Here is a 25006-nt window from a genome sequence, read left to right on the forward strand (position 1 = left end):
GCAGGTCCTCTTTGGCTATACCACCTGTATGTCCAGTATGTGGAGCTTTCTTATGCCGTTAGGGACTTTGACGTGGATCTCGTCGCCTACCTTTTTGCCCATAAGTGCCTGGCCGACGGGGCTGGCGGAGGATATCCTGTTTTTCTTTGGATCCGCCTCTTCCGACCCTACAAGGGAGTAGACGAATTTCTTCTTCAGGGTACTGTCCTCTATGGTTACCGCGGTGCCAAGGGCTACGTGGCTGCCGTCCAAGGTGGAGGAGTCTATTATTTTGGCCTTGCTGAGCTGGGTCTCCAGCCTCTGGATTCTGCTCTCCATCTTCGCCTGCTCGTCCTTGGCGGCGGCGTATTCTGCGTTTTCGCTGAGGTCTCCGAAGGATCGGGCCTCCTCAATCCTCTGGGCGACGGCGTAGCGAGCTTCGCTCCTGAGGTATTTCAGCTCCTCATAGAGCCGATCATATCCTTCTTTTGTCATATCGATTCCGTCGTTAACGGTTGCTTTATCGCTCAAGACTGAAACCTCCCTGGTTACTGTGTTCGTTGAACAGCAATTTTATCAGATACCTGGGGCGGGCACAATCCGATCCGCCCCGATTGCGGCTATGGTGAAAAACTTAGATACTTTTTTGAACTTATGGAGGAATAAATAGACGTGAATAACACAAACCAAGAGAACAGCGTCTCTCCGGTCAACAAGCCGAAGAGCAGAAACAGAAGACGTAAAAAGACCGCACCTGCTTCCAGACCTAAAGAGGGCACCTTACGTTTCATCCCTCTAGGCGGCCTTGGGGAGATAGGGAAGAACATGTATCTCCTGGAGTTCGGAGACGATATCATGATAATAGACTGCGGTCTGATGTTTCCCGACGACGAGATGCTGGGGATCGATTTCGTCATTCCCGATACCTCCTACCTGGAGGCCAATAAATCCCGTATAAGAGGTGTTTTCCTGACCCACGGTCACGAGGATCACGTTGGAGCCCTGCCCTTTGTGCTTCCGGGGCTCGATGTCCCTCTCTACGGGACCAAGCTGACTTTAGGCATGGCCAGCCACAGGCTCTCCGAGGCTCGGCCGGACTATAAGCCTAAGTTTATGGAGATAAAGGCGGGAGATACGGTCAAGGCGGGCTGTTTTTCCGTGTCCTTTATAGCGGTGTGTCACTCGATCCCCGATGGGGTCGCCCTGGCGGTGGAGACCCCTCTTGGCACGGTGGTCCATACAGGAGACTTTAAGCTTGATCCTACCCCCGTAGACGGCAGGGTGACCGATTACAACGCCTTCGCCGAGCTCGGGAAAAAGGGCGTTCTGCTTATGATGTCCGACTCCACTAACGTGGAGAAAGAGGGCTTCACCCAGTCGGAGAGCACTATTTCCGTCACTTTAGAGAGGCTTTTCAGGGAGCATCGGACAAAGAGGATGGTTATATCCTCCTTTTCCAGCAACCTTCACCGAATACAGCAGGTGGTTGACGCCGCAGGGCGGTTCAACCGTAAAGTCGTCTTCGCCGGTAGGAGCATGCTCAACAACGTAGATCTGGCCAGGCGACTGGGATACCTGAAGGTCGAGGACGATATGATGGTTCCCCTTCAGGAGATAGACAAGTATCCCCCTAATCGTATAGTCCTGGTGACCACCGGAAGCCAGGGGGAGACCTTCTCCGGCCTCGTCCTTATGAGCAAAGGAGAGCACCACAGGGTCAAGCTTGGCCCTAAGGACGTGGTCGCCGTCTTCGCCACCCCTATACCGGGGAACGAAAAGATGGTTAGCAACACGGTGAACAGGCTTTTCCGCTGTAAGTGCGAGGTCATCTACGAGAAGAACTCCGGAACCCACGTCTCAGGCCATGCGTCGAGGGATGAGCTCAAGATCATGCTCTCTATGGTTCGGCCGACCTACTTCGTCCCGGTCCACGGGGAGTATCGAATGCAGGTTCGTCACGCCCAGCTGGCTTCACAGGTAGGTGTCCCGAGCAGAAATACTTTCGTCATGGATAACGGCGACGTGTTGACCATCACCGACAAAGGGGCTCACGCCAAGAGCAAGGTCCAGGCTGGAGCTGTTTTGGTGGATGGTTTGGCTTTCGGTGAGCTGGAGAGCAGCGTTATGAGGGAGAGAAAGGTGTTGGCCGAGGAGGGCGTCATGGTGGTCTCTCTGACTATGGATAAGAGATTTAAACTTCTCTCCGATCCGACATTCGAGAGCTGTGGCTTTATGCACCTAAGCGATGCGGAGAATATGAGACGGGAGTTCGTCGATGCGGTCAGACACACGGTGAAAAAGGCATCTACCGTGAAGGGAGTAGATCTGGAGGTAGTGGAGAACAAGGTGGTTTCCCGTTGCAGGGAACTTCTGAGAAAATATACCGGATCGAGCCCTAAGGTGATTCCGATGATAACGGTGATGGATAGATGATCCAGTCGATTATTTTAGGCCTTTTGCAAGGATTGACCGAGTTTCTGCCGGTCAGTAGTTCCGCCCACCTTGCCCTGGCTCAGGCTTTTTTCGGTTTCTCCGAGCCTATGCTTACTTTCGATATCGCCCTTCACTTCGCCACTATGATAGCCACTATGATCTATTTCAGGGAGGATCTGGTTAACCTGGGAGGTCAGTGGTTTTCCGGTCTGGTCAGACCGGATAGCCGAAAGACTCCCGGATGGAATATCGGATGGGCTATGATAGCCGGTACGGCTATCACCGTCGCCTTGGCTCTACCTCTAAAGCCCCTGGTGGAGAGGCTATCCACCTCCGTTTTTGCGGGTGGAGTGGCTTTGCTGGTCACCGGTGGGATTCTCTGCCTGGCTTCTTCGATGGCCCCTAGGACCGGGGCGGTTCGGCTGTTTAACGCCCTTCCTATGGGCCTGGCCCAGGGGTTGGCGGTTATCCCCGGGATATCCCGGTCAGGGGCTACCATAGTGGCAGGGATGATTTCTGGCCTGTCACCTCAGGAGGCTTTCAGGCTTTCGTTCCTGATGTCCCTTCCTGCGGTGTTAGGGGCTACAATTCTGGAGCTGAAGGACGTTTCCTCGGCGGCTATGCCCTCCGGTTGGCTTGTCGGAATGGTTGCGTCCGGGGTCTCGGGGTACTTCGCCCTCAAGGTGCTTCACAAGGTCGTGACGCTGGGGAGATGGAGAGGTTTTGCCCTCTACTGTGTGGCCGTCGGCCTTATCGCCATGTTTATCGGGAGGTAAGCGATTTGCGCTCGGTTATTCTTGCTTCCGCCAGCCCCAGGAGGAGAGAGCTTCTCTCCCTCCTCGGCTGGCCTTTTTCCGTTAAGGTTTCGTCGATCGAGGAGGTAATAGCTCCCTCCGAATCCCCTCAGGGTGCGGTGGTTAGGCTGGCGACGGAGAAGGCGCGCTCTGTCCACTCCGCCTCCGAGGATATGGTTATCGCCGCCGATACGGTGGTGGTATTGGATGGGACGATTTTGGGCAAGCCTTCGTCCCAAGATGAGGCTTTTGATATGGTCAAGTCTCTCGCCGGTAGGAGCCATCTGGTTATGACCGGAGTCGCCGTCGCCCAGGGAAACAGAGTGGTCTCCGATGTGGAGATAACCTCTGTGTCCTTCCGTGAGCTCGACGACGATGGTATAAAGGCTTACGTGGAGACCGGGGAGGGCATGGATAAGGCCGGTGCCTACGGTATTCAGGGCTTAGGGGCCCTCCTGGTCAGCCGAATAGAGGGAGACTATTTTAACGTCGTAGGGCTCCCTCTCCACAGGCTTTCGATTATGGTGGGGGCTTTCGGCTGCTCCCTTGATTCTCAGTGGGGGGTCGATTTATGATGGTCTTTTCCTGGAAGCGTTTTTTTGCCCTATCCCTTTTGGTCAGCCTTGCCCTCAGCTTACCTGGGCTGGCTGTCAGGTGGAACTCGGAGGTCGCCCGTAAGTCGTCGGTTATAGTCGTCGACTGGAAGCAGATTCCAGCCCTTGCCTCTCAGGGGGAGGTGACCTCGTCTGTGGCCCTTAGGTCCCTTATGGACCAGGGAGTAAGGGGGATAATAGTCGGCGAGGTTACCGGTCAGGAGCTGGATAACGGTGTACTGCCCCTGTGGTACGGTCCCCTTGAGGATCTTCCCGGATCCCTGAGGTCCGCCTTATCCGCCGATCTCACCGGCACCGCACTGTCTTTCCCGTCGAACTTCTCTATGGCGGAGAGATGGAGCCTGTTTTTAGGGCTTCGTTTCCCTAAAGGCAGAGCGGTAGTCGCCCAGGGTCACAGTGTTTTTGTCATACCTCAGACCAGAGAACAGCTGGCGTTAAAAGGGGTTTTACCCGACTTTGCAGGGCTCGATATGGCTTCAGAGCTATCCCTTCCGGTTATATACAGGCCAGCTCCTAGAGGTATGGAGCCCTCTAAAACGGTGATCGATACGGTTCGGCTGATATGCGAGCGTTACAACAACGTTATCGGCCTAGCCCCATCCGGCGAGATGGTCGCAGGTTATCCCGATATTTCCGGTCTGGTGGAGGTCGTAAAGGAGAGGAATCTTTTCGTCGCCCAGGTCGAGTTTTCCAGACAGATAGGCGATAAGCCTCTCCAGTGGTCCGTCTGGCCCAGGGTCCTCTCGGTCCACAGCGTCACCGACGAGGAGATATCCTCCCGGAGGCTGGACCGTAAGACCATCGTCGATCGTATGGTCAGAGCGTCGGTGGAGAGGTCGGTGTCGGTGTTGCTTTTCCGGGTCGATCCTCTAGGGGGAGGCAACCAGGTTCTAGATCGATACGGTACGGACGTCAAGGAGCTCAGGGAGATCCTCGCCAAAAGAGGCATAGACGACCGGTGGCCCGCTCCGATGGTCGACTGGGGCTGGTCCCCTACAGGGGCGGTGGCTCTGGCTCTGGTGGGGTTGGCCTGCGTCTGGGCGGTCGGTCGACGGTTTGCCGGAGCCGATGGTCCTGTCTCCATCAAGCTGATTTTGTCCTTCGTCCTGGCGGTGGTCGGTTTAGCCGTCGCCCTCATGCAGTTTTCCTTCGTCTCCCGTCTGGGAGGGGCGATGGTGGCCGCTTTCGTGGTTACCGAGGCCTCTTTGGTCTCACTGGATAACTGGCGAAAGCCCGGCAGGGCGGTCGTAGTAGGGCTGATCGTGGCCCTCGTAGGAGGTCTGGCGATAGCCTCCTTCTATGGCTCTCCCCTTTATATGATGAGGCTCAAGACCTTTTCCGGCGTAAAGCTGACCCTCTTTTTGCCTTTGGTCCTGGTGTTGCTTCACGATATGAGGAGGCGGGAGTATCCCGAGTCTTTAGGGGAGCTTCTAGGCCGTCCCCCGATATGGGGAGAGCTCTTTCTGGCGGGGTTACTGGTTATGGCCGCCGGGCTCATGGTCTACAGAAGCGGCAACGTCAGTTCGGTCCCAGCCTGGGAGATCCAGATGAGAGACACTCTGGAGGCCTGGCTGGTCGCCAGACCTAGGACGAAAGAGGTCTTTTTAGGCTATCCCTGTCTGGTCCTGTGGTGCGCTATAAGGAGGAAGGACTGGATCCCTCGGTACAGGGAGGTCTTTCGTCTCGGTGCGGTGGTGGGCTTCGCCTCGGTGGTGAACACTTTCTGCCACTTCCATACCAGGCTTCCTATAACCCTTTGGCGGGTCTTTAACGGCTGGTGGATAGGTGTCACGATAGGGCTTTTAGCGGTCCTCCTGCTGTTTTTCCTGGTCGTGCCTCTTTGGAGAAAGCTGTCGGTGTCGGTGGAATGAGCCATTTCTCCGCGGTTTTGTGCGGCTTTTACGGTATGAAAAACTTAGGTGACGAGCTACTTTTGCAGGGCATGATCGATCTTTTTGCCTCGGTAGGTGTGGGGAGAGACCGTCTGGCCGTCCTCTCCGGCGATCCCGATCACACCTCAAGGACCTATGGCGTCAGGTCGGTAAGCAGGTGGTCTCCGAAGGATATCTGGGAGCTCTGTAGATCCTCCCAAAGCCTCGTCCTCGGAGGAGGGGGCCTGTTTCAGGATAGCACCAGCGTCAGATCGGTGTCCTATTATTCCGGCGTCATGGCCTTGGCCCGTATGGCGGGCTGTGTCACCTGGGTTTACGGAAACTCTCTGGGCCCCCTTTCGTCTTTTGCAGGCCGGTCCATGGCGAGGTTGGCTTTAAAGGGGGTTAGGTCTTTGGCCCTTAGGGACAGGTCCTCTATGGCTCTGGCGAACCGTCTGGGCCTAAAGGCGGTGATGTGTCCCGACCCTGTCACCGCTCTCTCTCTGGAGAGAGCCTACGGAGACCGGGTTTTGGTCAACCTCAGGCCCTGGGACGGTCGTCTTGAGATCGAGGCTGCCAGGGCCATAGGGGGTTATCTGTCCTCTCGGTCTTTAACGGCGGTAGGGGTGGCTATGGCCCCTGAGGATAGGGATCTCATGGAGGGACTAGTTGGAAAGGGTTTGTTAGATCTTGAGGACATAGTCCTGCCCGACGGGGCTAACCACCCTGTGTGGCGTTCCGGTGGTTTTTCCGTAGGCATGAGGCTCCATTTTAACGTGCTTTCCTCCCTTTCCGGCATTCCCGGCGTGGCGGTCCCCTACGATCCTAAGGTGAGGGACTACGGCTCTTCCGTAGGTTACGGTGTGCTAGGGCATGGAGGGACAATAGAGCCCTCTGGCCCCGATTTTAGCTGGCTGGAGAGCTGTAAGGAGATGTCCGGAGAGGTCTTTAGGTCCTGCTGGAAGGATGTGATTAAGCCTTGAATCTGGACGATATAGCTTTATCGGTGAGAAAAGACGTGGTGAGAATGGTCGGGAACGCCCGGTCGGGCTACGTGGCCTCCGCTCTTTCGGTGCTGGATATCCTGGTTTACCTTTACGAGAGGGAGATGTCGGCAAACCCTTCCGGCTCGGATAGAGACAGGCTGGTTATGGGAAAGGGCCACGGTTGCCCCGCCCTCTACGCCGTGTTGGCCCACAGAGGTTTTTTTGACCGAGAGGCTTTATGGAACTTTCGGAAGCTCGGGGCTCTGCTACAGGGCAGGCCCGACGGAGCTCGAACCCCAGGGGTCGACGCTTCCGCAGGCTCTCCCGGTCTGGCACTAGGTATCGCCAACGGCATAGCCATGGCCCACCGTATGGACGGACTTAAGGGGAGGGTGTTTTGCGTCATAGGGGACGGAGAGCTTCAGGAAGGGGCTCTCTGGGAGTCCGCTATGACCTCATCCTATCGAAAGCTGGGGTCGGTGGTCCTGGTTGTGGATCAAAACGGCGATCAGATGGCCGGTCCTGTTTCTTCGGTGAAGGCGGTAGAGCCGTTAGGGGATAAGTTTACCTCCTTCGGCTGGAGGGTCTCCCGCTGTGACGGCCACGATTTCAACAGCATGGCCCAGGCCTTTTCCTCCTGTGGCGACGGTGACGTTCCCTCGGTGGTAATAGCTAAGACCAAAAGGGGAAAAGGCATCTCCTTTTTCGAGGACCATCAGGAAAGGGATCTCTCTATGTCTCGAATAGAGGCGGAGAGGGCCCTTGAAGAACTGGACGACGCAGGTGAGTTAAATGGCTGATACGATAAAAGACGTTCTTTGCCGATCTTTGGTCGGTTTAGCGGAAGAGGACGATAACATGGTGGTCCTGAAGGCCGACGGAGTTTCCCCCTGGCTTTCCGGCTTTGAGAAGGTCTTTCCCGATAGGTGCTTTAATTTGGGCATGGCGGAGCTCGACCTCGTCTCCACCGCCGCAGGTATGGCCTCGGCGGGAAAGAAGCCCTGGGTTTTCTCCACCGCCTCCAGGCTTGTGGGCAGGGCTTACGATGCCCTCAGGACCGCCGTAGCCCTTCCTGGGCTACCTGTTAAGGTGGTGACCTTTTACGGAGGGGTCTCCGCCGGTGAGGACGGGGCGGTTTCCCAGATACTGGAGGATCTCTCCCTGATGAGGTCCCTTCCGGGGATGTCGGTGTGGGTTCCCTGCGACGGCCTGTCCTGCGGCCCTATCCTAAAGGAGGCCTATAAATCCGATGGGCCCGCCTACGTGAGGCTTTCGGCCACCGATATGCCCGATGTCTACGACGGTCAGTCCCTTCAGGCGGAGGTTCTCGGCGCTGTTTCCCTCAGAGCCGGAGACGGCGTCACCCTCTGTGCCTGTGGTATTATGGTCCACGAGGCTCTCAGAGCGGCCTCCATTTTGGCACAGCAGGATATCACCGCCGAGGTGCTGGACTGCCGTTCTCTGTCCCCTCTGCCCGAGCGGGCCATTCTGGATTCGGTTCACCGAACGGGCTGTTGTGTGGTGGCGGAGGAGCATAGCTCCAGAGGAGGATTAGGGGAGGCGGTGGCCTCTATGCTCTGCAAAAACTATCCTGTCTCCTGCCGATTTGTATCTATCGAGGGCAGGCCGGGTCAGAGCGGTTCGCCGAGAGATCTTTTAGAGTACTACGGTTTGACATATCAGCAGATAGTGGGGGCCGCCGTTGAAGCGTGGACGATGAGGAGGCGATAGTTTGGATATCCGAATGTCCGGAATCACCAAGATGTTTAAGCCCGATATACTTGCCATCAGCGACCTTTACCTGTCTATACCTAGAGGGGATTTCGTCTATCTTATAGGGGAGACCGGCTCGGGGAAGAGCACTTTGCTCCGGCTTCTCACCAGAGAGGTCCGTCCCAGTCGAGGTCAGCTGTCGGTGGGAGGCATCAACCTCAGAAAGATTAGAAGAGGACAGCTGGCCCACTACAGGAGGGATATCGGCGTAGTCTTTCAGGACTTTAAACTACTATCCCATCTCACGGCGTGGGAGAACGTTTCCTTCGTACTGGAGGCTATGGGGTTTTCCCCAAAGCTGGTAAAAGAGAGGACCAACGACGTCATGGATCGGGTGGGACTGTGGCACAGGAGAAACCTCTACCCTCCCCAGATGTCCGGCGGAGAGCAGCAGCGAGTGGCTATAGCCAGGGCGATAGTGGGCTCTCCTCCTCTCTTTCTGGCCGACGAGCCAACCGGAAACCTCGATCCCCATACGGCGGAGCAGGTCCTGAAGCTCCTCCTTTCCATTCACGCCTCAGGTACGACGGTCATAGTCGCTACCCACGACGGAGGGCTGGTCGATTCCTACAGGCAGAGGGTGGTAGTGCTCCGTCAGGGCAGGCTTATCCGTGACGAGAGAGGAGGGAGGTACGAAATAGATGGCGACCTTTAGATACGCTTTCAGAGACGCCTTCAGGATAATGAAGGCCCACTGGGGGGTCAGCTTTTTGACCCTCCTCACAGCTTCGGCGGTGTTCTTTTTGGTAGGAGGAACCGCCCTTTTCTCCCTGAATATGAATCAGGTTACGTCCTCCATAGAGGGGGACCTGTCCATCCAGGCCTTTATAGATCAGGAGGGGGACGCTAAGGCGGTTGCAGGAGCGATGAAGAGCCTTCCGTGGGTTTCGTCGGTAAGGCTGATATCCCCTGATGAGGCCCTTTTGAAGCTTAAGGCTAAACTGGGAAATCAGGCGAAGGCTGTGACCCTTTTAGGTAAAAACCCCCTCCCCTGGACCGTCGAGATAGGCTCCAACAGGGCCCAGGACGTGCCCTCTATCGTGAGGGAATTGCTTTCCCACGGCTCGGTGGACGACGTGGTCTACGCCGGTGCCCTTGCGGAGCGGCTGGCCAAGGTCTCCGCTACCTCAAGCAAGATAGCTCTGGCGGTGCTGTTGGTGGCGGTGGTGGTCAGTGCCTTGGTGCTTTTCAATACCATCAGGATAGCTGTTTACTCTAGAAAACAGGAGATCTCCGTTATGCTTCTAGTAGGGGCTACCAGGCTTTACGTGGTCCTTCCTTTCGTCATTCAGGGGGTCTTTATAGGTTTATTCGGATCGCTGATCGCTGTAGGGGTGATTCAGGTCTTTTACGGCGACGTTATAGCTTCCCTGTCCTCCACGATGCCTCTCCTGCAGTTTATTCAGGAGGGAGAGCTGCTTTACAGGCTCTACGGTATATTGATCGGTACCGGAGTTATGGTGGGGTGGATATGCAGCTGGATGGCTGTAAGTCGGTTTATAGCTCAGGCGCTGAAACCCTGGTGAGGAGGTGCTTTTTTGATCAAGAGACTTCCCCTTTTAGCGTTATTCGTCCTTTTGTCCCTTTTCGCCGGATCTTCCTGGGCGGAGACTCCGGAGGATCTGGACCGTAAGATAAAGGAAGAGCAGAGGCGTATGGAGATCCTGGATCGTCAGGCCAGGAGGCAGGAGGAGCTTTTAAAGGCATCTAAGGTCAGGGAGGCCAGCTACCTTCAGGAGCTTTCCAAGTTCGATCAACAGCGTAAGGCGGCGGAGCAGAGCATGTCCCTCCTGGAGCTTCAGAGGCGAAAGGTCCTCGGGGAGATCTCCGCTATGGAGAAGGATATCGCCAGGCTGGAGAAGGAGATCGAGAGGATAAAGGCTTTCCTCTCCGAGAGGCTTGTGACTATATACAAGTTCGGAGGGACAGCTGAGCTAAATCTACTTCTATCCTCCCAGAACGTCTCCGACGCCATGAACACCGGATATCTGCTTAAAAGGCTGGCGAACCAGGACGAGGAGCTCATAGGCTCTGCGGAGAGGGAGACCGCCCAGGTCAGGACCTTGATAGCCGGTCTGGCCGCCAGGGAGAAGGACCTCCAGAACAAAAAACGCCAGATGGCAAACCAGAAAAAAAAGCTGGAACAGGCGGTGGCGGAGAGAAACGGCTTGCTCAAAAAACTGAGGGAAAACCAGGACGCCTATCGCCAGAGCCTCAAGGAGGCGGAGCAGGACCAGAGGGAGATTCAGGCGAAGATTCAGGCCTACATAAAGGCGAAAGAGGAGCTTGCGAGGGCTAAAAAGCCCGGAACTCCTGAGGCACCTCCCCTTCCTAAACACGGTGGTAAATTTCAGTGGCCCGTCAGAGGCAGGATAACCAGCCGCTTTGGGACCAGGGTTCATCCGGTGTTTAAGACCAAGACCGTTCATACCGGAATAGATATATCCGCTCCTAACGGGACTCCAGTCAAGGCGGCTGGAGCGGGAGACGTCCTTTACGCCGGGTGGCTCAGAGGATACGGCCAGATTATCATTTTGGATAACGGAGGGGGATACTCTACGGTCTACGCCCATCTCAGCCGTATAATAGCTACCGAGGGCCAGAGGGTCGCCGCTGGTCAGCATATAGGAAACGTAGGGGATACTGGGGTCACCACCGGCGCTCACCTTCATTTTGAGGTCAGGGTAAAGGGAGATGCCAAAGATCCTCTCAAGTATTTAGGTAGATAATCTGACAGGAGGGGATTTTTTGAAAAAAATTAGGGATCTGCTGATAGGAGTTCTCATAGGTGCCGGTGTTGTCACCGGAATAGTCGCCGCCCAGGCAGGAGGCCTTAAGGACATAGACAGGGTCGCTCCTTTCGACCTGGATTCTCTCTGGCTGATGAAACAGGCCAGAGCCATTATAGAGGCCTATCAGGTGGACGCCGACAGCGACGATGTGACCGAAAAGGACCTGCTGTACGGCGCGGTGGATGGAATGGTGTCAGCCTGGGGCGATCCCTATACCCGCTTTGTCGATCCTGAGAGGCTCGAGCAGGAGCAGACCGATCTGAGGGGAAAGTACGGTGGTCTAGGAATATACATAGGCCAGAGGGACGGGGCTATACTGGTGATAAGCCCTATAGAGGGGACCCCTGCGGAGAAGGCGGACCTCAAGCCTCAGGACCAGATCGTCAAAATCGGCGACGAGGTGGTTATCGGCTGGGATCTCCATCAGGTCGTCGAAAACCTGAGAGGAGAGCCAGGGACCCCGGTCACCATATGGATAAGGCGGGAAGGGGAGCAGGATCTCCTCAAAAAGGATATGGTTCGAGAGGAGATAAAGCTCGAGTCCGTCCGTTACGAGATGTTAAGCGACGATATAGGGTATGTAAGGCTCTCTCAGTTTAAAGACACCAGCCCTTCCGACGTCGGCAAGGCCATTATCGAGCTCAAAGCTCAGGGAGCTACAGGACTTATCTTGGACCTCAGAAACAACGGTGGAGGGCTTCTAAACGCAGCAGTGGAGATATCCGATATGTTCCTCGACGGAGGGCTGGTGGTGGGAACTAAGGGCCGGGTCGATCGGGCCAACGAGGAGCTTTTTGCCACTCCCGGAGTGCTCACCGACCTTCCTCTGGTGGTCCTCATAAACGAGGGCAGCGCCAGCGCGTCGGAGATAGTCGCCGGTGCGGTCAGAGACAGGGATAGGGCCCTTCTGGTGGGGAGGAAATCCTTCGGAAAGGGGTCGGTCCAGACCCTGTTCAACCTGATGGACGGTTCCGCCCTCTACGTGACCATCGCCAGATATCACACCCCTAACGGCACCATAATAGACCATCTAGGGATATCCCCCGATCTGGACGTAAAGGGAGACTGGTCCAGGGAGAAGGACAAAGACGTCCAGCTTAAAGGTGCTCAGAGGCTTATGACCGCCATCAAAGAGGGCAAGGTAGTTCTTCCTCTGTCCGGTGACCTTTCTTTCCTGGTGGTTTCGGAGGACCATGAATCCTAGACTTTAGTTCGGTTGCATAAGCTCCCAAGAGAGGTTATTATTGAAAAGCTGTCTAGTCTATACCAGTGGCCCCGGGTCTCTTTGGGCGAAGGGGCACTTTAATGAGGAGGCAAACGCCTTGAAGGGAAAAGTTGAAGCCATCATAGGTGCCCAGTGGGGCGACGAGGGCAAGGGAAGGATCGTCGACTCCCTTGGAGATAGAGTCGAGGTTTTCGCCCGGTATCAGGGAGGAGCCAACGCTGGCCATACGGTGATAGTGAACGGTGAAAAACACGTATTTCACCTTCTGCCGTCCGGGATGCTCTACTCCGGCAAGACCTGTGTTATAGGTAACGGTGTGGTTATAGATCCTGAGCAGCTTCTCAAAGAGCTGTCGGACCTCCAGGCGGGGGGGAAGGATCGTTCCCGTCTAGTCATAAGCGGTTCGGCCCACGTGGTTATGCCTTACCACAAAAAACTGGATCAGGCTCAGGAGGCCTCTAGGCCTCAGGGAACCAAGATAGGAACCACCGGCAGAGGCATCGGCCCATGTTACGTGGATAAGTATAACCGATGCGGCATAAGGGTGGAGGATCTTCTCGATCCCCAGGCCCTCAGGGAGAAGCTCCAGAGCAATCTGGACGAGAAAAACCTGCTGTTCACCAGGATCTACGACGAAAGCCCCGTCTCCTTCGACGAGGTCTACCGTCAGGCGATCTCCTGGGGAGAGGCCCTGGCTCCCTACGTCGACGACGTATCTTTGGTCATCCACAGGGCCCTCGAGAAGGGGCAGACAGTCCTTTTCGAGGGAGCCCAGGGAACCCTTCTGGATATAGATCACGGAACCTATCCGATGGTGACCAGCTCCAGCCCGACTTCCGCCGGAGGCTGTGTCGGACTAGGGGTGGCCCCTCAGTACATCAGCCGGGTCTTCGGGGTGGTCAAGGCCTATCTAACCAGAGTCGGTGAAGGGCCTTTCCCGACGGAGGACAAAGGCGAGATGGGACAGAAGCTCAGAGACGCCGGAGGCGAGTACGGAGCTACCACAGGACGGCCCAGAAAGTGTGGATGGCTCGATATGGTGGCCCTCAAGTACGCCGTAAGGATAAACGGCATGACCCACATGACCTTGACCAAGCTGGACGTTCTGACCGGTCTGGACGAGATAAAAGTCTGCGTAGCCTATAAGGTCGACGGCAAGGAGACCGAGGATTTCTCCGGCAATATCTCCTTTCTCGAGAAGGTGGAGCCGGTCTACAAGGTCTTTCCCGGCTGGAAGGAGGATATCTCCTCCGCCAGGACCTTCGAGGATCTTCCTGATGCGGCCAGAAACTACGTTTCCTACATAGAGGAGGAGACCGGTGTCCCGGCGGCCCTCATCGGTGTAGGTCCCGCCAGGGACGAGATGATCCTCAGAGGCATCTAAAGGAAACCTCTAAAAAGTCACGTACAGGCGAGGCCCTAGGGTCTCGCCTTTTCTTCTCTTCAGGAGGGGTTATAGTGATACTGGTGGACATAGATTTCTGCGATGAGGGAAGGGCCAGAGAGATCGCGGCGATAGACCTTCTCTCCCAGCCCGCCCCCTGGCCTCTGGAGGCTATATTGAAGGACATGAGGGAACGACAGGGAGAGGTCGTGTATCTAGGGGCTTTCTATAAAAGTGGGATGGTCGGATTTGTCGCCTTAGAGCCTAGAGCAGAGGACCTGTGGGTATTGCAGCTCTCCGTGGATCCCGAAAGGCGCAGGTGGGGCGTCGGAAGTCAGCTTATAGGGGCGGCGTCGGTCTTCGCCGACGAGAGGGGATGTTCTCGGATATTCCTGTCCGTAAGGGCCTCTAACCGAGGGGCCTTGGAGTTCTACCGAGCCTTAGGGTTCAGGCAGAGAGAGGTTTTGATCAACTATTATTCAAACGGAGAGGATGGAATAAGGATGTTTTTAGAGCTTTGGTAGTATAATCTGTCCGCTGTGTCCTCCAATTTGACATCATATTTCAGAAAGGACGTTTTTGTCGTGGAGTTTTTGCTGTTAGGATCTGTTGCCCTGTACTTTTTGTCCGCCTTAGGGGCTTTGTGCTTTGGGAGGCGGGCTCCTGGAGGTTGGATAGTGCCTGTTTCCACGGTTTTATCCTCCGCCATGGTCGCCTTGCCTCTGATATCGGTGCTCTTAAGAGGGACTATCGTCGATATTCAGGTTCCCTGGGCTATACCTGTAGGTTCCTTTCACCTCCGTATGGACGGCCTGTCCGGTTGGTTCGTCCTGATCCTCTCTCTGATATCGCCTGCTGTGGCCTTTTACGGCAGAGGATATCTGAGGGACAGAGGCGAGACCTCCGGCGGTTCCTGGATGGGCTTTTGCCTCCAGATCCTCTCCGGCGGTATTTTCATGGTGTTGATATCCTACGATGGGATTCTCTTCCTTCTCTCCTGGGAGATAATGTCTATGGCCGCGTTTTTCCTGGTCATGTTCGATCACCACAAAGAGGGTAGCAGGAGGGCCGGTTGGGTCTATCTTATCGCGACCCATCTAGGAACCGCCTTTTTGTTTTTTATGTTCTTCCTGCTCGGAGGGAAAACAGGCTCATACGATTTCAGCTCCTTCGGCGGTCTGGCCGGGGTTGCGGATTTGGTATTCGCCCTGGCGGTGATCGGATTTGGGGCTAAGGCCGGTTTCTTTGGCCTTCACCTCTGGCTTCCTGAGGCCCATCCTGCCGCTCCCTCTCATGGATCGGCGATGATGAGCGGCGTCATGGTAAAAACCGGCATATACGGCGTCGTCAGGATTATGACGATGGCCGAGGTCTGGCCTCAGTGGTGGGGCTGGACCCTGTTGATACTGGGTGTCATATCCGGCATAGGCGGGGTGATTCACTCGGTGGTGCAAAAGGATCTCAAAAGACTGTTGGCCTTCTGCACGGTGGAAAATATAGGTATAGTCCTGATAGGGCTTGGAATCGGGGCCCTTGGAGCGGGATACGACCGATCCATAGGTATCATAGCCGTCTGTGGAGCGTTGCTTCACTGCCTCAACCACTCTATATTCAAGGCCGGCCTCTTTATGGCGGCGGGATCGGTGATAAAGGCCACCGGCACAGGGGACATGAACCTCCTCGGAGGGCTCTACAGGACCATGCCTAAGTCGGGCCTTGCCTTTCTCCCTCTCTGTCTCTCCGTTTGCGGCCTCCCGCCTTTTAACGGTTTCGTCGGTGAGTTCCTGATATACAAGGCGTCCTACTGGACGGTGGTGCCTCAGGAGCTTTCATCAGTGGGCCTGAGGATAGGCGGCTTCGTCGCTATTTCCTCTTTGGCCCTCATAGGAGGGCTGGCCGCCATGGCCTTCCTGAAGGCCTATGGCACGGTTTTCTCCGGCCAGCCCCGGTCCGATCTGGGCTATACCGAGGATCCAGGGCCTTTCATGACCTTGCCTATGCTGTCTCTGGCGGCTTTCTGCCTCGCCCTTGGACTTTGCGGCTCCCTGTCCATCCTGCTGGCCGGGGCGGTGGCGTCGTCGATCCATCCTATCGGCCTACACCAAAGCAGCCTGATGTCGGTCATAAGGATATCCAAGGTGTATATGAACGTGGCGGTGCTCTCCATAGGGCTGCTAGCTGTGGTCTTTGGACTGTACAGCCTCAGGGCGAGGCTTCAGAAAGGCAGGTCGGTGTCGTACGGCCCTGTGTGGGGATGTGGCTATAGCTGTCCCTCCCCTAGGATGCAGTACACCGGTTCGTCTTTTTCCCAGCCTGTGTTGGTGGCTTTTAGCTCCTTTTTACGCTCCCATATCGGTGGGTCATGGCCGGAGGGCTATTTCCCCGGGCCCTCCAGCTTCTGGACCGAGAGCACAGGGGTTTTTCAGCGATATCTTTACGATCCTATGTTTGGGACGGTGATGAAGGTGGTTCAGGAAATTAAAAAGCTCCACAGCGGTGGAACCCACCTGTACGTGTTTTACGTCTTTGTGGCCCTGGTGGCCGTTCTCACCTGGAGCCTGCTATGGTAGGGGAGTTGTTTTTTTCGATCCTGGCGGTGGCGATGGCCCTGGTGGGAGCTCCTTTTCTGAGGACCGTCGTAAACAGGACCAAGGCGGCGATGGCCGGAAGGCAGGGACCTCCTCTCCTCCTTCCCTATCGCTCTTTGCTCAGGCTTCTGTCCAAAGGGGCGGTGTACGGAGACGGCACTACCTGGGTCTTCAGGGCTGGCCCGGTGGTCTCCCTGGCTACGGCCTTTGGGGCCCTTTGTCTGGTTCCCTTTGCCGGTAGACCCTCGCTGATCCACTTCGACGGTGACGTAATCCTCATGGCTTATCTCCTGGGGGTGGGCCGATACTTCACCGTCTTGGCGGCTATGGACACAGGGTCCAGCTTTGAGGGCATGGGGGCCAACAGAGAGGCCTTTTTCTCCGCACTGACCGAGCCGTCGTTGCTCTTAGGGGTAGCGGGACTGGGTGCTATAACCGGATCTCTGTCTCTGAGCGGCATATACGGCGGTATAGGAGGGGCCGCTTTTCTGGGGGCCAACTTACCCGCTATGATCTTTATCCTGGCGTCTTTCGTCATCGTCTACCTCACCGAGAACTCCCGTATCCCTGTGGATGATCCCACTACTCACCTGGAGCTGACCATGATACACGAGGTGATGGTGCTGGACCACTGCGGCGTGGATCTGGCTTTCATAGAGTACGGTGGAGCTCTGAAGCTGTGGACCATGGGCCTTCTGATCACCGGTTTGGTCTATCCCGGAGGGAGCGGTTCTCTGTTTCTCGATGTGGCTCTGTCGCTGCTCTGTCTTTTGGGATTGCAGGTCGCTTTAGGGCTGGTGGAGTCCTCTATGGCTCGCCTTAAGATGGGCCGAATCCCCCAGTTTTTGGCGGTAGGCTTCGTTATGTCCACTCTGTGGATTATGTGGGTCGTGAGGTGATCCTGTCATGAGTCAGTTTCTTATAGCCCTGCTTTTGCTGGTGAATCTGAATATGTTCGCCACCTCCAGAGTCGACAGCCTTATAAGGTCCGTCGGAGTACAGGGCCTGTTGGTGGTCTGTCTGGTGGCACTTTATCCTGAGGGCGGTTTTTCTTGGGGCGGATGGGTCTTCCTGGCGGTGACGGGCTTGATCAAGGCGATAATTCTCCCTGCGGTGATGTTCAAGGCGCTAAAGTCCGTCGGTATAAGGAGGGAGCTTGAGCCTATGGTAGGCTACAGAAAGTCGCTGTTTATAGGCCTCATAGCGATAGGTTTTTCCTTTTGGGTTTCGGTGAAGCTCCCTCTCCCCTCCGGTGTTCTGGAGCCCGCCCTTACTGTGGCCCTTCTGTCGATGATAGCAGGGCTGTTTCTGGTGGTCTCGAGGAAAAAAGCCATATCCCAGGCCATAGGTTATCTGGTCATGGAGAACGGAATTTACGTATTAGGCCCCGCCCTTGCAATCCATAGCCCTCTTATCGTCGAGGCAGGGGTGCTTCTGGACCTGTTCGTCGGGGTATTCGTAATGGGAGTGATTATCCTCCATATAAGGCGGGAGTTTAACCACATCGACGTGGATAGACTGTCCGAGCTGAAGGACTGATTTTGATATGATCTGGATTATAGTGCTTTTGCCCTTTATCTCCGGGCTTGTGAGTTTCGTCGTTCCCTGGTCTCCTATCAGGAGAGCTATGTTGGTTTCGGTGTCCTTTGCCCATACGATAGGGGTGTTCTCCCTGTGGTCAAAAGGCTACGATCTTCCTGTGGAGAGCTGGATAGCCGTAGATGGGCTTTCGTTGTTTTTTCTGCTCATAACGTCGTCGCTGTTTTTTTTAGGCTCTTTCTCGACGGTGGCGTACCTCAAAGGCCATAGGTTCCCCGACTCGGAGAGGCCTTTTTCCAGGGAGTCGGTTTTCGTGGCCTCGATGCTCATTTTTCTGGCTACTACCACCCTGGTTATCGTCAGCCACCATACAGGGGTTTTCTGGATGGCCATAGAGGCCACTACCTTGGCTACCGCCCCTCTCATAGCCTATCAGAGGTCCCCTGGAGCTCTGGAGGCCGCCTGGAAGTATCTCCTGATCTGTTCCGTAGGGATCGCTATGGCTCTGGTGGGAAACACCGCCCTTGCGGTGTCATCCCTATTCCCCGGCGGTGGACACTCTATACCTATGACCTTCCAGGGCCTGGCGGAGCAGGGGATAGGGCTGAACCCTCTGTGGCTGAAGATAGCCTTCGCCTTTATCCTGGTGGGATACGGAACCAAAATGGGTCTCGCACCTATGCATACCTGGTTGCCCGACGCTCACAGCGAAGCTCCCTCTCCGGTATCGGCGTTGCTTTCCGGTGCTCTGTGTAACTGTGCGTTGCTGGGGATAATAAGGACGGGATCTATCTTAAATGGGGCCGGCATGGGCTATTACTGGAGAACCTTGATGATCGCCTTCGGGGTCCTCTCGGTGATCATGTCGGGGTGTATGGTTCTCAAACAATCGGGGTTTAAGCGGCTTCTTGCCTACTCTACCGTGGAGCATATGGGTATACTGGCTATAGCGGTAGGGGTTGGTGCCGGGACAGGAGGACTCTTTCACGCCCTTAACCATTCCCTAACTAAAGGCTCTCTGTTCTTCGTCGCCGGGTCGGTGCTGAGCCTGTACCACACCAAGGCTATCGCTTCCGTCTCGGGGCTGATCCGCCTTGCTCCGGTCACAGGGGCTATTTGGATAGGTGGTTTTATGTCCATATGCGGACTTCCTCCTTTTGGGACCTTCTTCAGCGAGATGATGATCCTATCGTCCTTAGGGTCTCAGGGAAGGTGGCTAGTCATGGGAATCCTCCTTCTAGGGCTCTCTATGGTATTTATCGGGATGTGGAAGGCGGTTATATCCATGGTGTTCGGCGACGTGTCCCCTGGTCTGGACGTTCCTTCCGGTCGAAAGATAGTCTGGGAGGACCTGCCTCCTATGATCCTCTGTGGGACGGCCCTCGCCCTGGGGATCTGGACTCCCGCTCCTCTTTGCCGTCTCATAGAGAGCGCCGCTTCGGCGATATTGGGAGGTATTTAGATGTACTGTTATTCGACGAGAAACATGGTGGCTTTTCCTCTTTCCCAGGTGACCGTACGGCCTGTGGAGGACTTTCTGGATTGGGTCGCCGACGGAGTCGTACAGGGTGAGCGGTTGATCTCGCTCTTTTACCGCAAAAACAGGACCCTCTGTGCGGTTTTAGCCGACGACTCTAAAGGCTCCCTCTCGGTGGCTATGGGGGAGGTTAAAGGGGATTCTTATCGGTCTTTGACCCCCTCCTGTCCTCAGGCTCACCTGTTTGAGAGGGATATAGCCGAGAGGGGAGGCCCTACCCCTGAGGGCCATCCCTGGCTGAAGCCCGTCAGGTTTCCCGAAGGCGGAGCTCTAGGAAGCTCCGTAGGGAAGATGGACTTTTTCGAGGTTCGAGGTCAGGAGGTCCACGAGGTCGCCGTAGGGCCGGTTCACGCTGGGGTTATAGAGCCAGGGCACTTTAGGTTTCAGTGTCACGGCGAGATAGTCCTCAACCTGGAGATATCCCTCGGTTACCAGCACAGAGGTCTGGAGAGGGTTTTTAGAGGGGGCAGATCGGTAAGGCAGGCTATAGTGGCCGAGTCGGTGTCGGGAGACTGCACCGCCGGTCACGGTGGTGCCTACTGCGGGGCCATAGAGGCCCTGTCGTCCTGTGAGGTGGAGCCTAAAGCCTGCGCCATAAGGTGTATAGCCCAGGAGCTGGAGAGAATAGCCTGCCATATAGGAGACCTAGGGGCCATGGCCGGCGACGTAGGCTATCTCCCTACATCTTCGTTTTGCGGCAGGATCAGGGGAGATGTTCTAAACCTCACCGCCTCGCTGTGTGGAAACCGTTTTTCCAGAGGGCTTTTCCGTCCAGGAGGGGTCCTGTGGGATATAGACGATACCATGGTCGCCTCGCTGCTTGAGCGAATGGCCAAAATTCGCTCCCAGGCCAGGGACGCCATAGGCCTTCTGTGGAAGACCCCTACCGTTATGGCCCGGTTCGAGAACACCGGAATGCTCTCCCCAATGGACTGCGAGTCCCTAGGGCTGGTCGGCCCGGCGGCCAGAGCCTGCGGATCCCTCCGGGACGTCCGGTTTTCGTTCCCCTACTGGTCCTATCGGCCCTGTCCTATGAAAATAGCGGTGGAAAAAGGAGGCGACGTCCTGTCTCGGGCCAAGGTTCGGTGGATGGAGATAGAGAACTCCTTCGACTACGTCGAATCGCTGCTGTCCGACCTGCCCGACTCGGCTATTACGTCCCCTGTAGGGGATTTGAAGCGGTCCTCTATGGTTATCTCCATGACCGAGGGATGGAGAGGGGAGATAGTTCACGTCGCCGTCACCGACGAGCTTGGTCTGGTGGAGGACTATCGGATAGTGGACCCCAGTTTTCACAACTGGACGGGTCTGGCCATGTCCATGAGAAACAGGGCGATCTCCGACTTTCCCCTGTGCAACAAGAGCTTCAACCTATCCTACTGCGGTTTCGACCTTTAGGCCTTGGAGGCGATTTGATGTTTTTTGATATCCTTTCGGTGAGGGCAAAACAGGGGAACAAGACCATGACCTATCCTGATGGTCCTCCTCCGACTTTGCCCGACCGGTTTGCCGGATTGCCGGTGATAGATCAGTCTATTTGCTCCACCTGTCCCGGCCCCTGTGTCGACTCCTGTCCCTCCGGTGCCGTCGAGAAGGCGGATAATCTGACTATCGACCTGGGCAAGTGCCTTTTCTGTCGTGAGTGTCAGAGGGCCTGCCCAAAAGGGGCCCTGTCTTTCGGACAGGACCACCGCCTGGGGTCCTCCACCAGGGAGGGGCTTATCTCCTTGGGAGACGGTGCAGCCCCTTCCGCCTACAACGACAGAGCCGCCGACCTCTACGGAAAGGTCTTTTCGATCCGGGTGGTAAGCGCCGGAGGCTGTGGGGCCTGCGAGGCGGACACCAACGTACTAAACACCTTGGCCTGGGATCTCAGCCGATTCGGCATAAACTACGCCGCTTCCCCTAGGCACTGCGACGGAATGATAATCATAGGCCCGGTGCCCACCAACATGGTGGAGGCGGTCGTCGAGACCTACCGGGCCATACCGGAGCCTAAGTTCGTCATAGCGGTAGGTTCATGCACGGTGACAGCCTCGTCTAAGGAGGGCTTCCCCGTCCCGGTGGACCTGTACATACCGGGCTGCCCTCCTCACCCTCTCACTATACTGGACGGAATGCTCCGCTTTTTGGGAAAGGTGAAGGAGTGATTGTCTCAATTGTGCATAGCAAAAGAGGTGAGCCCCCGCTTAAGCTGGGGCTCACCTCTTCAGTATGTCTGAGTGTGTTCCTGTTCTGATCAAAGAAACTCCCTCTTCGTCGAGCTTATATATCAATATCCAATCGGGCTCTATGTGGAGAGAGCGGTGGTTGTCCCAATTGCCTAGCATCGGATGATCGTTATACTGGGTCGGAACTTCTCCGATGGAAGCCAGGATATTGAGTATATTTTTTAGCTTTTCTATATCCTTGCCTCTTTTTATCTGTAGCTTTACGTCTCGCTTAAATTGGCTTGAGCGTTTCAGTTTTGGCATTATATCCCAAGGTCTTCGTAAAGCTCGTCGAGCGATTCAAATTCCGCCCCATCTCCAGAAGCCACCTCCTCCATGGCCTGTACGGTTCTGCCGTTAGGTATCTCCACGGTAAACGGAAGTTTCCCGTTTGCTCCGATCTGGACCAAGGTCATCCTGACGGCATCCGAAACCGAAAGTCCCATTTTAGACAGGGCTTCCGACGCCTTTCTCTTCGTTTCGCTGTCGATACGAACTCTGATAGAGCTGTCGCAAGTCGTCATGTTTATCGCCTCCTTTGTGATCACATTGTAGCAACGAGTTTTAGTGAGGTCAAGGTAAACATCAAAAAAGGCCCCGGCGAGTTCGCCGGGGCCTCTGCTATCTATGGTGGGCGACACAGGGTTCGAACCTGTGACCCCTTCCGTGTGAGGGAAGTGCTCTACCGCTGAGCTAGCCGCCCGTATGAGACGATGAGAATTATATCCCCCCTGTTGAAATAATGCAACCCCTGGGCGGAAAATGGCCCTTCACTAAAGCGACAGGTGGAAGTATACTGATGGAGTGGTCGAATATTCCCTCTTGGAAGAAAGCCCTAAATGGTGGTATAGTTCACCTGTGAACAAGGTGTATGTTGTATAAGGTGTACAGAGAGGGGTGGTTTTTTTGGTGGATTTTTCCGTTCTGTCCAAGCCCTGGGATATCTGGGAATGCTGGCGGTTTGAGCCCTGGGCGGACCAGGGGATGGAGGGAGTATTTCGCAGGGTGACTTTCATCAAGGCGGGGCTTATGGGCGAGGTGGCCCGGTACTGTGCCGACGACTATATCGTCTGGCGGTACGATCCTTCCTCCCTGGAGATGGTCAGGAAAACCTGGTCTCCGGTGAAAGACGTCATGATCCAGAGGGTTATCTTCGTCTCCCCTGAGGATCGTTTCGAGAAAAAGGTAAAGGCCTTCGCCCTGGGGTTCAGGGGATACCTTGAGACATACAGCTACGCCCCTATGGGACAGGGATACAAAAAGATAAAGGATCTAACGCCTTTGATAGACAAGGCGTGGGAATCGGTAAAAGACAGTGGCGAAAAAGGAGGTGTGGATTTGGTGGTCGCCAGCGTGGTTTAGGCCTTTTGCTTTTAATTATATAGGGGGTGTTTTAAAAGTGACTTTTGCTCTTATGTTTATAGTGTCCTTTGTGGTTTTTGTGGTCAGCTACAAGGTGTACGGTGCCTTTATGGCTGATGTTTATCAGCTCGACGACAGCAAGCAGACTCCTGCGGAGTGTCTGTTCGACGGGATAGATTACTGTCCTGCCCATCCTGCGGTGCTTCTGGGACATCACTTTGCTTCCATCGCCGGGGCCGGTCCTATAACCGGTCCTATCGCCGCCGCCGCCATGTTTGGCTGGCTTCCGACCCTTCTGTGGTGCATTATAGGGTCCACTTTCCTCGGCGGTCCTCACGATATGGGCGCCCTTGTGGCCTCCATGAGACACGACGGAAAGTCCATCGGTGAGGTCATAGAGAGATGGATAGGCCACAAAGGAAAGATCCTCTTCCTGTGGTTCACCATACTGGCCCTTATACTGGTCGTAGCGGTGTTCTTGGTCCTCTCAGCCAACACCTTCGCCGCTGACCCGATCGTCGCCTTCGTCGGGTGTCTCTACATCGCCATGGCGGTGATCTCAGGACTCCTTATCTACAAGTTTCACGTTCCTCTGTGGATCGTCACCGTCGTTATGCTGGCGATCGTCGGGACGGCCTGTGTGAAGGGCTCCGATAGCGAGACCATAATTACCCTCTTCAAGCTGCCTAACACCACGTGGAACTACATCTTGGCGGTGTATATCCTGGCGGCTTCGGTGTTGCCTGTGTGGCTTCTCCTTCAGCCTCGTGACTATCTTGCGTCCTACTTCCTCTACTTCGCCGTTATTATCGGTGCTATAGGGATGCTCTTCGGAAGCAAGTTCAACAGCGGCGCCATTCCTATGATCAAAGCCGACGTAAGCTATATAGGTTTCTCCGGCCAGCCTCTTTGGCCGATGATGTTCGTCATAGTGGCCTGCGGAGCTATTTCGGGCTTCCACTCTCTGGTTGGAAGCGGCACTACCTCCAAACAGCTTCGCAGAGAGACCGACGCCACGGTAGTAGGTTACGGCTCTATGCTCATGGAGGGGCTGGTGGCCTGCATAGCGATCGGTACGGTGATGGTAGCCGGCTCTATAGTTAAAGGCGGCCCTGTGGTGACCTTCTCCCAGGGTTTTGGACAGTTCGCCTCTATCGTCGGAATAGATCCGGAGCTCGGTACCAGGCTTGGTGCTATCGCCATAAACAGCTTCCTTCTGACCTCCCTTGACACAGCGACCCGTCTCGCTCGGTATCAGATTCAGGAGATATCGGGGATGAAGATAAACAAGTACGTCGCCACGGTTATCGCCGTCGTAGCAGCCCTCGCCCTGGTCATGGTCAAGACCCACGACGCGGCGGGGAACCCGGTGCCCGCATGGCTCGCCATATGGCCTATCTTCGGTGCGGCAAACCAGATGGTCGCCGCTCTCGCCCTTCTCGCCATCGGCGTGTGGGTCATAAAGGGGCTCAAGAAAAACGGCAACTTCGTCATGGCTCCCTTCTGGTTTATGTTGGTTACGACCCTTTTTGCCCTGATAATACTCCTCAAAGGCTGGCTGACCTCCGCTCAGCCTAATTACCTTCTCGCCGGAGTCGCGGGGATCCTGCTGGTCCTGGCTGTCATGCTGGTGTTAGAGGCATTTAAGGCCCTGAGGGAAAAGTCTATTTAACTTTTCAAGGTAGAGCGAAGCCAACAGGGAGATAATCTCCCTGTTGGCTTCGTCGTTTTTCCTATGGGCACCTCTAAAAACTCTAATCCTCGGAGAGATCGTTCCGACGGAGCCCAGAGCCCGTATACTCGACATGCCGTCGTGTAGTCGAATGGGGCGACAGGACGTCGCCCCAAGCCGAGGGGGCACAGGACGTGCCCTCCGAGGCGGTTCGTACGGAACAGGCAGGTCGAGTATACGATTGGGC

24 protein-coding genes and 1 tRNA gene are annotated in these 25006 nt (G+C 55.6%); 21 read left to right on the plus strand and 4 right to left on the minus strand.

Annotated features, from left to right (window positions below; all coding sequences use genetic code 11):
* Positions 1-15: 15 nt before the first annotated feature.
* On the minus strand, positions 16-510 hold the full coding sequence (greA, locus tag B9Y55_RS08480) for a transcription elongation factor GreA (protein WP_085544926.1): 495 nt from the start codon (positions 508-510) through the stop codon (positions 16-18).
* A 141-nt stretch (positions 511-651) separates the two neighbouring features.
* On the opposite strand from greA, the gene B9Y55_RS08485 reads away from it, so the two are divergent.
* The 19 genes from B9Y55_RS08485 (at position 652) to B9Y55_RS08575 (ending at position 21665) form a co-directional block, all read left to right on the plus strand.
* Positions 652-2412 (plus strand): ribonuclease J, encoded by a 1761-nt coding sequence (locus tag B9Y55_RS08485; RefSeq protein WP_085544927.1) that lies wholly within the window; start codon positions 652-654, stop codon positions 2410-2412.
* The gene (locus B9Y55_RS08490; RefSeq protein ID WP_085544928.1) at positions 2409-3188 is read left to right on the plus strand and encodes an undecaprenyl-diphosphate phosphatase; all 780 of its coding nucleotides are present in this window, start codon (positions 2409-2411) and stop codon (positions 3186-3188) included. The genes B9Y55_RS08485 and B9Y55_RS08490 overlap by 4 nt, the downstream gene beginning before the upstream one ends.
* Before the next feature lie 5 nt (positions 3189-3193).
* On the plus strand, positions 3194-3781 hold the full coding sequence (locus B9Y55_RS08495; protein ID WP_234986185.1) for a Maf family protein: 588 nt from the start codon (positions 3194-3196) through the stop codon (positions 3779-3781).
* Positions 3778-5691, plus strand: coding sequence for a DUF5693 family protein (locus tag B9Y55_RS08500; RefSeq protein WP_085544930.1), 1914 nt, complete (start codon positions 3778-3780; stop codon positions 5689-5691). The genes B9Y55_RS08495 and B9Y55_RS08500 overlap by 4 nt, the downstream gene beginning before the upstream one ends.
* Complete coding sequence (gene csaB, locus B9Y55_RS08505; protein WP_143340878.1) at positions 5661-6674, plus strand: polysaccharide pyruvyl transferase CsaB; 1014 nt, start codon at positions 5661-5663, stop codon at positions 6672-6674. Before B9Y55_RS08500 ends, csaB begins: the two co-directional genes overlap by 31 nt.
* A complete protein-coding gene (locus tag B9Y55_RS08510; protein ID WP_234986186.1) occupies positions 6671-7477 on the plus strand; it encodes a transketolase in 807 nt (268 codons plus the stop codon). The genes csaB and B9Y55_RS08510 overlap by 4 nt, the downstream gene beginning before the upstream one ends.
* Positions 7470-8408, plus strand: coding sequence for a transketolase family protein (locus tag B9Y55_RS08515; RefSeq protein ID WP_085544932.1), 939 nt, complete (start codon positions 7470-7472; stop codon positions 8406-8408). Before B9Y55_RS08510 ends, B9Y55_RS08515 begins: the two co-directional genes overlap by 8 nt.
* A 1-nt stretch (position 8409) precedes the next feature.
* Positions 8410-9105, plus strand: coding sequence for a cell division ATP-binding protein FtsE (locus tag B9Y55_RS08520; RefSeq protein ID WP_085544933.1), 696 nt, complete (start codon positions 8410-8412; stop codon positions 9103-9105).
* The gene (locus B9Y55_RS08525) at positions 9092-9976 is read left to right on the plus strand and encodes a cell division protein FtsX (RefSeq protein WP_085544934.1); all 885 of its coding nucleotides are present in this window, start codon (positions 9092-9094) and stop codon (positions 9974-9976) included. The genes B9Y55_RS08520 and B9Y55_RS08525 overlap by 14 nt, the downstream gene beginning before the upstream one ends.
* A 12-nt stretch (positions 9977-9988) precedes the next feature.
* Positions 9989-11179, plus strand: a complete 1191-nt coding sequence (locus B9Y55_RS08530; RefSeq protein WP_085544935.1) for a murein hydrolase activator EnvC family protein — start codon at positions 9989-9991, stop codon at positions 11177-11179.
* A 19-nt stretch (positions 11180-11198) separates the two neighbouring features.
* On the plus strand, positions 11199-12446 hold the full coding sequence (locus B9Y55_RS08535) for a S41 family peptidase (RefSeq protein ID WP_085544936.1): 1248 nt from the start codon (positions 11199-11201) through the stop codon (positions 12444-12446).
* Between the two features lie 118 nt (positions 12447-12564).
* On the plus strand, positions 12565-13851 hold the full coding sequence (locus B9Y55_RS08540; protein WP_085544937.1) for an adenylosuccinate synthase: 1287 nt from the start codon (positions 12565-12567) through the stop codon (positions 13849-13851).
* Positions 13852-13925: 74 nt separating this feature from the next.
* Positions 13926-14375: a GNAT family N-acetyltransferase gene (locus B9Y55_RS08545; RefSeq protein ID WP_085544938.1), complete on the plus strand. Its 450-nt coding sequence runs from the start codon at positions 13926-13928 to the stop codon at positions 14373-14375.
* A 60-nt stretch (positions 14376-14435) separates the two neighbouring features.
* Complete coding sequence (locus tag B9Y55_RS08550) at positions 14436-16421, plus strand: proton-conducting transporter transmembrane domain-containing protein (RefSeq protein WP_143340879.1); 1986 nt, start codon at positions 14436-14438, stop codon at positions 16419-16421.
* 5 nt (positions 16422-16426) lie between these two features.
* On the plus strand, positions 16427-17338 hold the full coding sequence (locus B9Y55_RS08555) for a respiratory chain complex I subunit 1 family protein (protein ID WP_143340880.1): 912 nt from the start codon (positions 16427-16429) through the stop codon (positions 17336-17338).
* Positions 17339-17345: 7 nt separating this feature from the next.
* A complete protein-coding gene (locus B9Y55_RS08560; RefSeq protein ID WP_085544940.1) occupies positions 17346-17978 on the plus strand; it encodes a hypothetical protein in 633 nt (210 codons plus the stop codon).
* Between the two features lie 7 nt (positions 17979-17985).
* Positions 17986-19440 (plus strand): proton-conducting transporter transmembrane domain-containing protein, encoded by a 1455-nt coding sequence (locus tag B9Y55_RS08565; RefSeq protein ID WP_085544941.1) that lies wholly within the window; start codon positions 17986-17988, stop codon positions 19438-19440.
* Positions 19441-20913: a hydrogenase large subunit gene (locus B9Y55_RS08570; RefSeq protein ID WP_085544942.1), complete on the plus strand. Its 1473-nt coding sequence runs from the start codon at positions 19441-19443 to the stop codon at positions 20911-20913.
* Positions 20914-20930: 17 nt separating this feature from the next.
* Positions 20931-21665 (plus strand): NADH-quinone oxidoreductase subunit B family protein, encoded by a 735-nt coding sequence (locus B9Y55_RS08575; RefSeq protein ID WP_085544943.1) that lies wholly within the window; start codon positions 20931-20933, stop codon positions 21663-21665.
* A 51-nt stretch (positions 21666-21716) separates the two neighbouring features.
* Here the strand turns inward: B9Y55_RS08575 and B9Y55_RS08580 are convergent, their stop codons facing one another.
* From B9Y55_RS08580 to B9Y55_RS08590, 3 genes are all read right to left on the minus strand, one after another.
* Positions 21717-21989, minus strand: a complete 273-nt coding sequence (locus B9Y55_RS08580; RefSeq protein WP_085544944.1) for a type II toxin-antitoxin system YafQ family toxin — start codon at positions 21987-21989, stop codon at positions 21717-21719.
* Entirely contained in the window at positions 21989-22249 is a 261-nt protein-coding gene (locus tag B9Y55_RS08585) for a type II toxin-antitoxin system RelB/DinJ family antitoxin (protein WP_085544945.1), read from the minus strand. The genes B9Y55_RS08580 and B9Y55_RS08585 overlap by 1 nt, the downstream gene beginning before the upstream one ends.
* A 104-nt stretch (positions 22250-22353) precedes the next feature.
* Positions 22354-22428 (minus strand) — tRNA-Val (locus tag B9Y55_RS08590).
* Positions 22429-22631: 203 nt separating this feature from the next.
* Here B9Y55_RS08590 and B9Y55_RS08595 point away from each other — a divergent pair.
* Both B9Y55_RS08595 and B9Y55_RS08600 read left to right on the plus strand, forming a co-directional pair.
* Positions 22632-23087 carry a hypothetical protein gene (locus B9Y55_RS08595; protein ID WP_085544946.1) on the plus strand — a complete coding sequence of 152 codons (456 nt, stop codon included), beginning with the start codon at positions 22632-22634 and terminating at the stop codon, positions 23085-23087.
* Between the two features lie 37 nt (positions 23088-23124).
* Positions 23125-24759, plus strand: a complete 1635-nt coding sequence (locus B9Y55_RS08600; protein ID WP_085544947.1) for a carbon starvation CstA family protein — start codon at positions 23125-23127, stop codon at positions 24757-24759.
* Positions 24760-25006: the final 247 nt, after the last annotated feature.

It is taken from the genome of Dethiosulfovibrio salsuginis (assembly GCF_900177735.1).
GTDB lineage: Bacteria > Synergistota > Synergistia > Synergistales > Dethiosulfovibrionaceae > Dethiosulfovibrio > Dethiosulfovibrio salsuginis.

Bases quoted from the DNA above. Each gene is read 5' to 3' on its own strand.
- B9Y55_RS08570 (WP_085544942.1), top strand. From the start codon at position 19,441: ATGTACTGTTATTCGACGAGAAACATGGTGGCTTTTCCTCTTTCCCAG.
- B9Y55_RS08580 (WP_085544944.1), bottom strand. From the start codon at position 21,989: ATGCCAAAACTGAAACGCTCAAGCCAATTTAAGCGAGACGTAAAGCTA.
- B9Y55_RS08500 (WP_085544930.1), top strand. From the start codon at position 3,778: ATGATGGTCTTTTCCTGGAAGCGTTTTTTTGCCCTATCCCTTTTGGTC.
- B9Y55_RS08575 (WP_085544943.1), top strand. From the start codon at position 20,931: ATGTTTTTTGATATCCTTTCGGTGAGGGCAAAACAGGGGAACAAGACC.
- B9Y55_RS08525 (WP_085544934.1), top strand. From the start codon at position 9,092: ATGGCGACCTTTAGATACGCTTTCAGAGACGCCTTCAGGATAATGAAG.
- B9Y55_RS08490 (WP_085544928.1), top strand. From the start codon at position 2,409: ATGATCCAGTCGATTATTTTAGGCCTTTTGCAAGGATTGACCGAGTTT.
- B9Y55_RS08585 (WP_085544945.1), bottom strand. From the start codon at position 22,249: ATGACGACTTGCGACAGCTCTATCAGAGTTCGTATCGACAGCGAAACG.
- B9Y55_RS08565 (WP_085544941.1), top strand. From the start codon at position 17,986: ATGATCTGGATTATAGTGCTTTTGCCCTTTATCTCCGGGCTTGTGAGT.
- B9Y55_RS08560 (WP_085544940.1), top strand. From the start codon at position 17,346: ATGAGTCAGTTTCTTATAGCCCTGCTTTTGCTGGTGAATCTGAATATG.
- B9Y55_RS08515 (WP_085544932.1), top strand. From the start codon at position 7,470: ATGGCTGATACGATAAAAGACGTTCTTTGCCGATCTTTGGTCGGTTTA.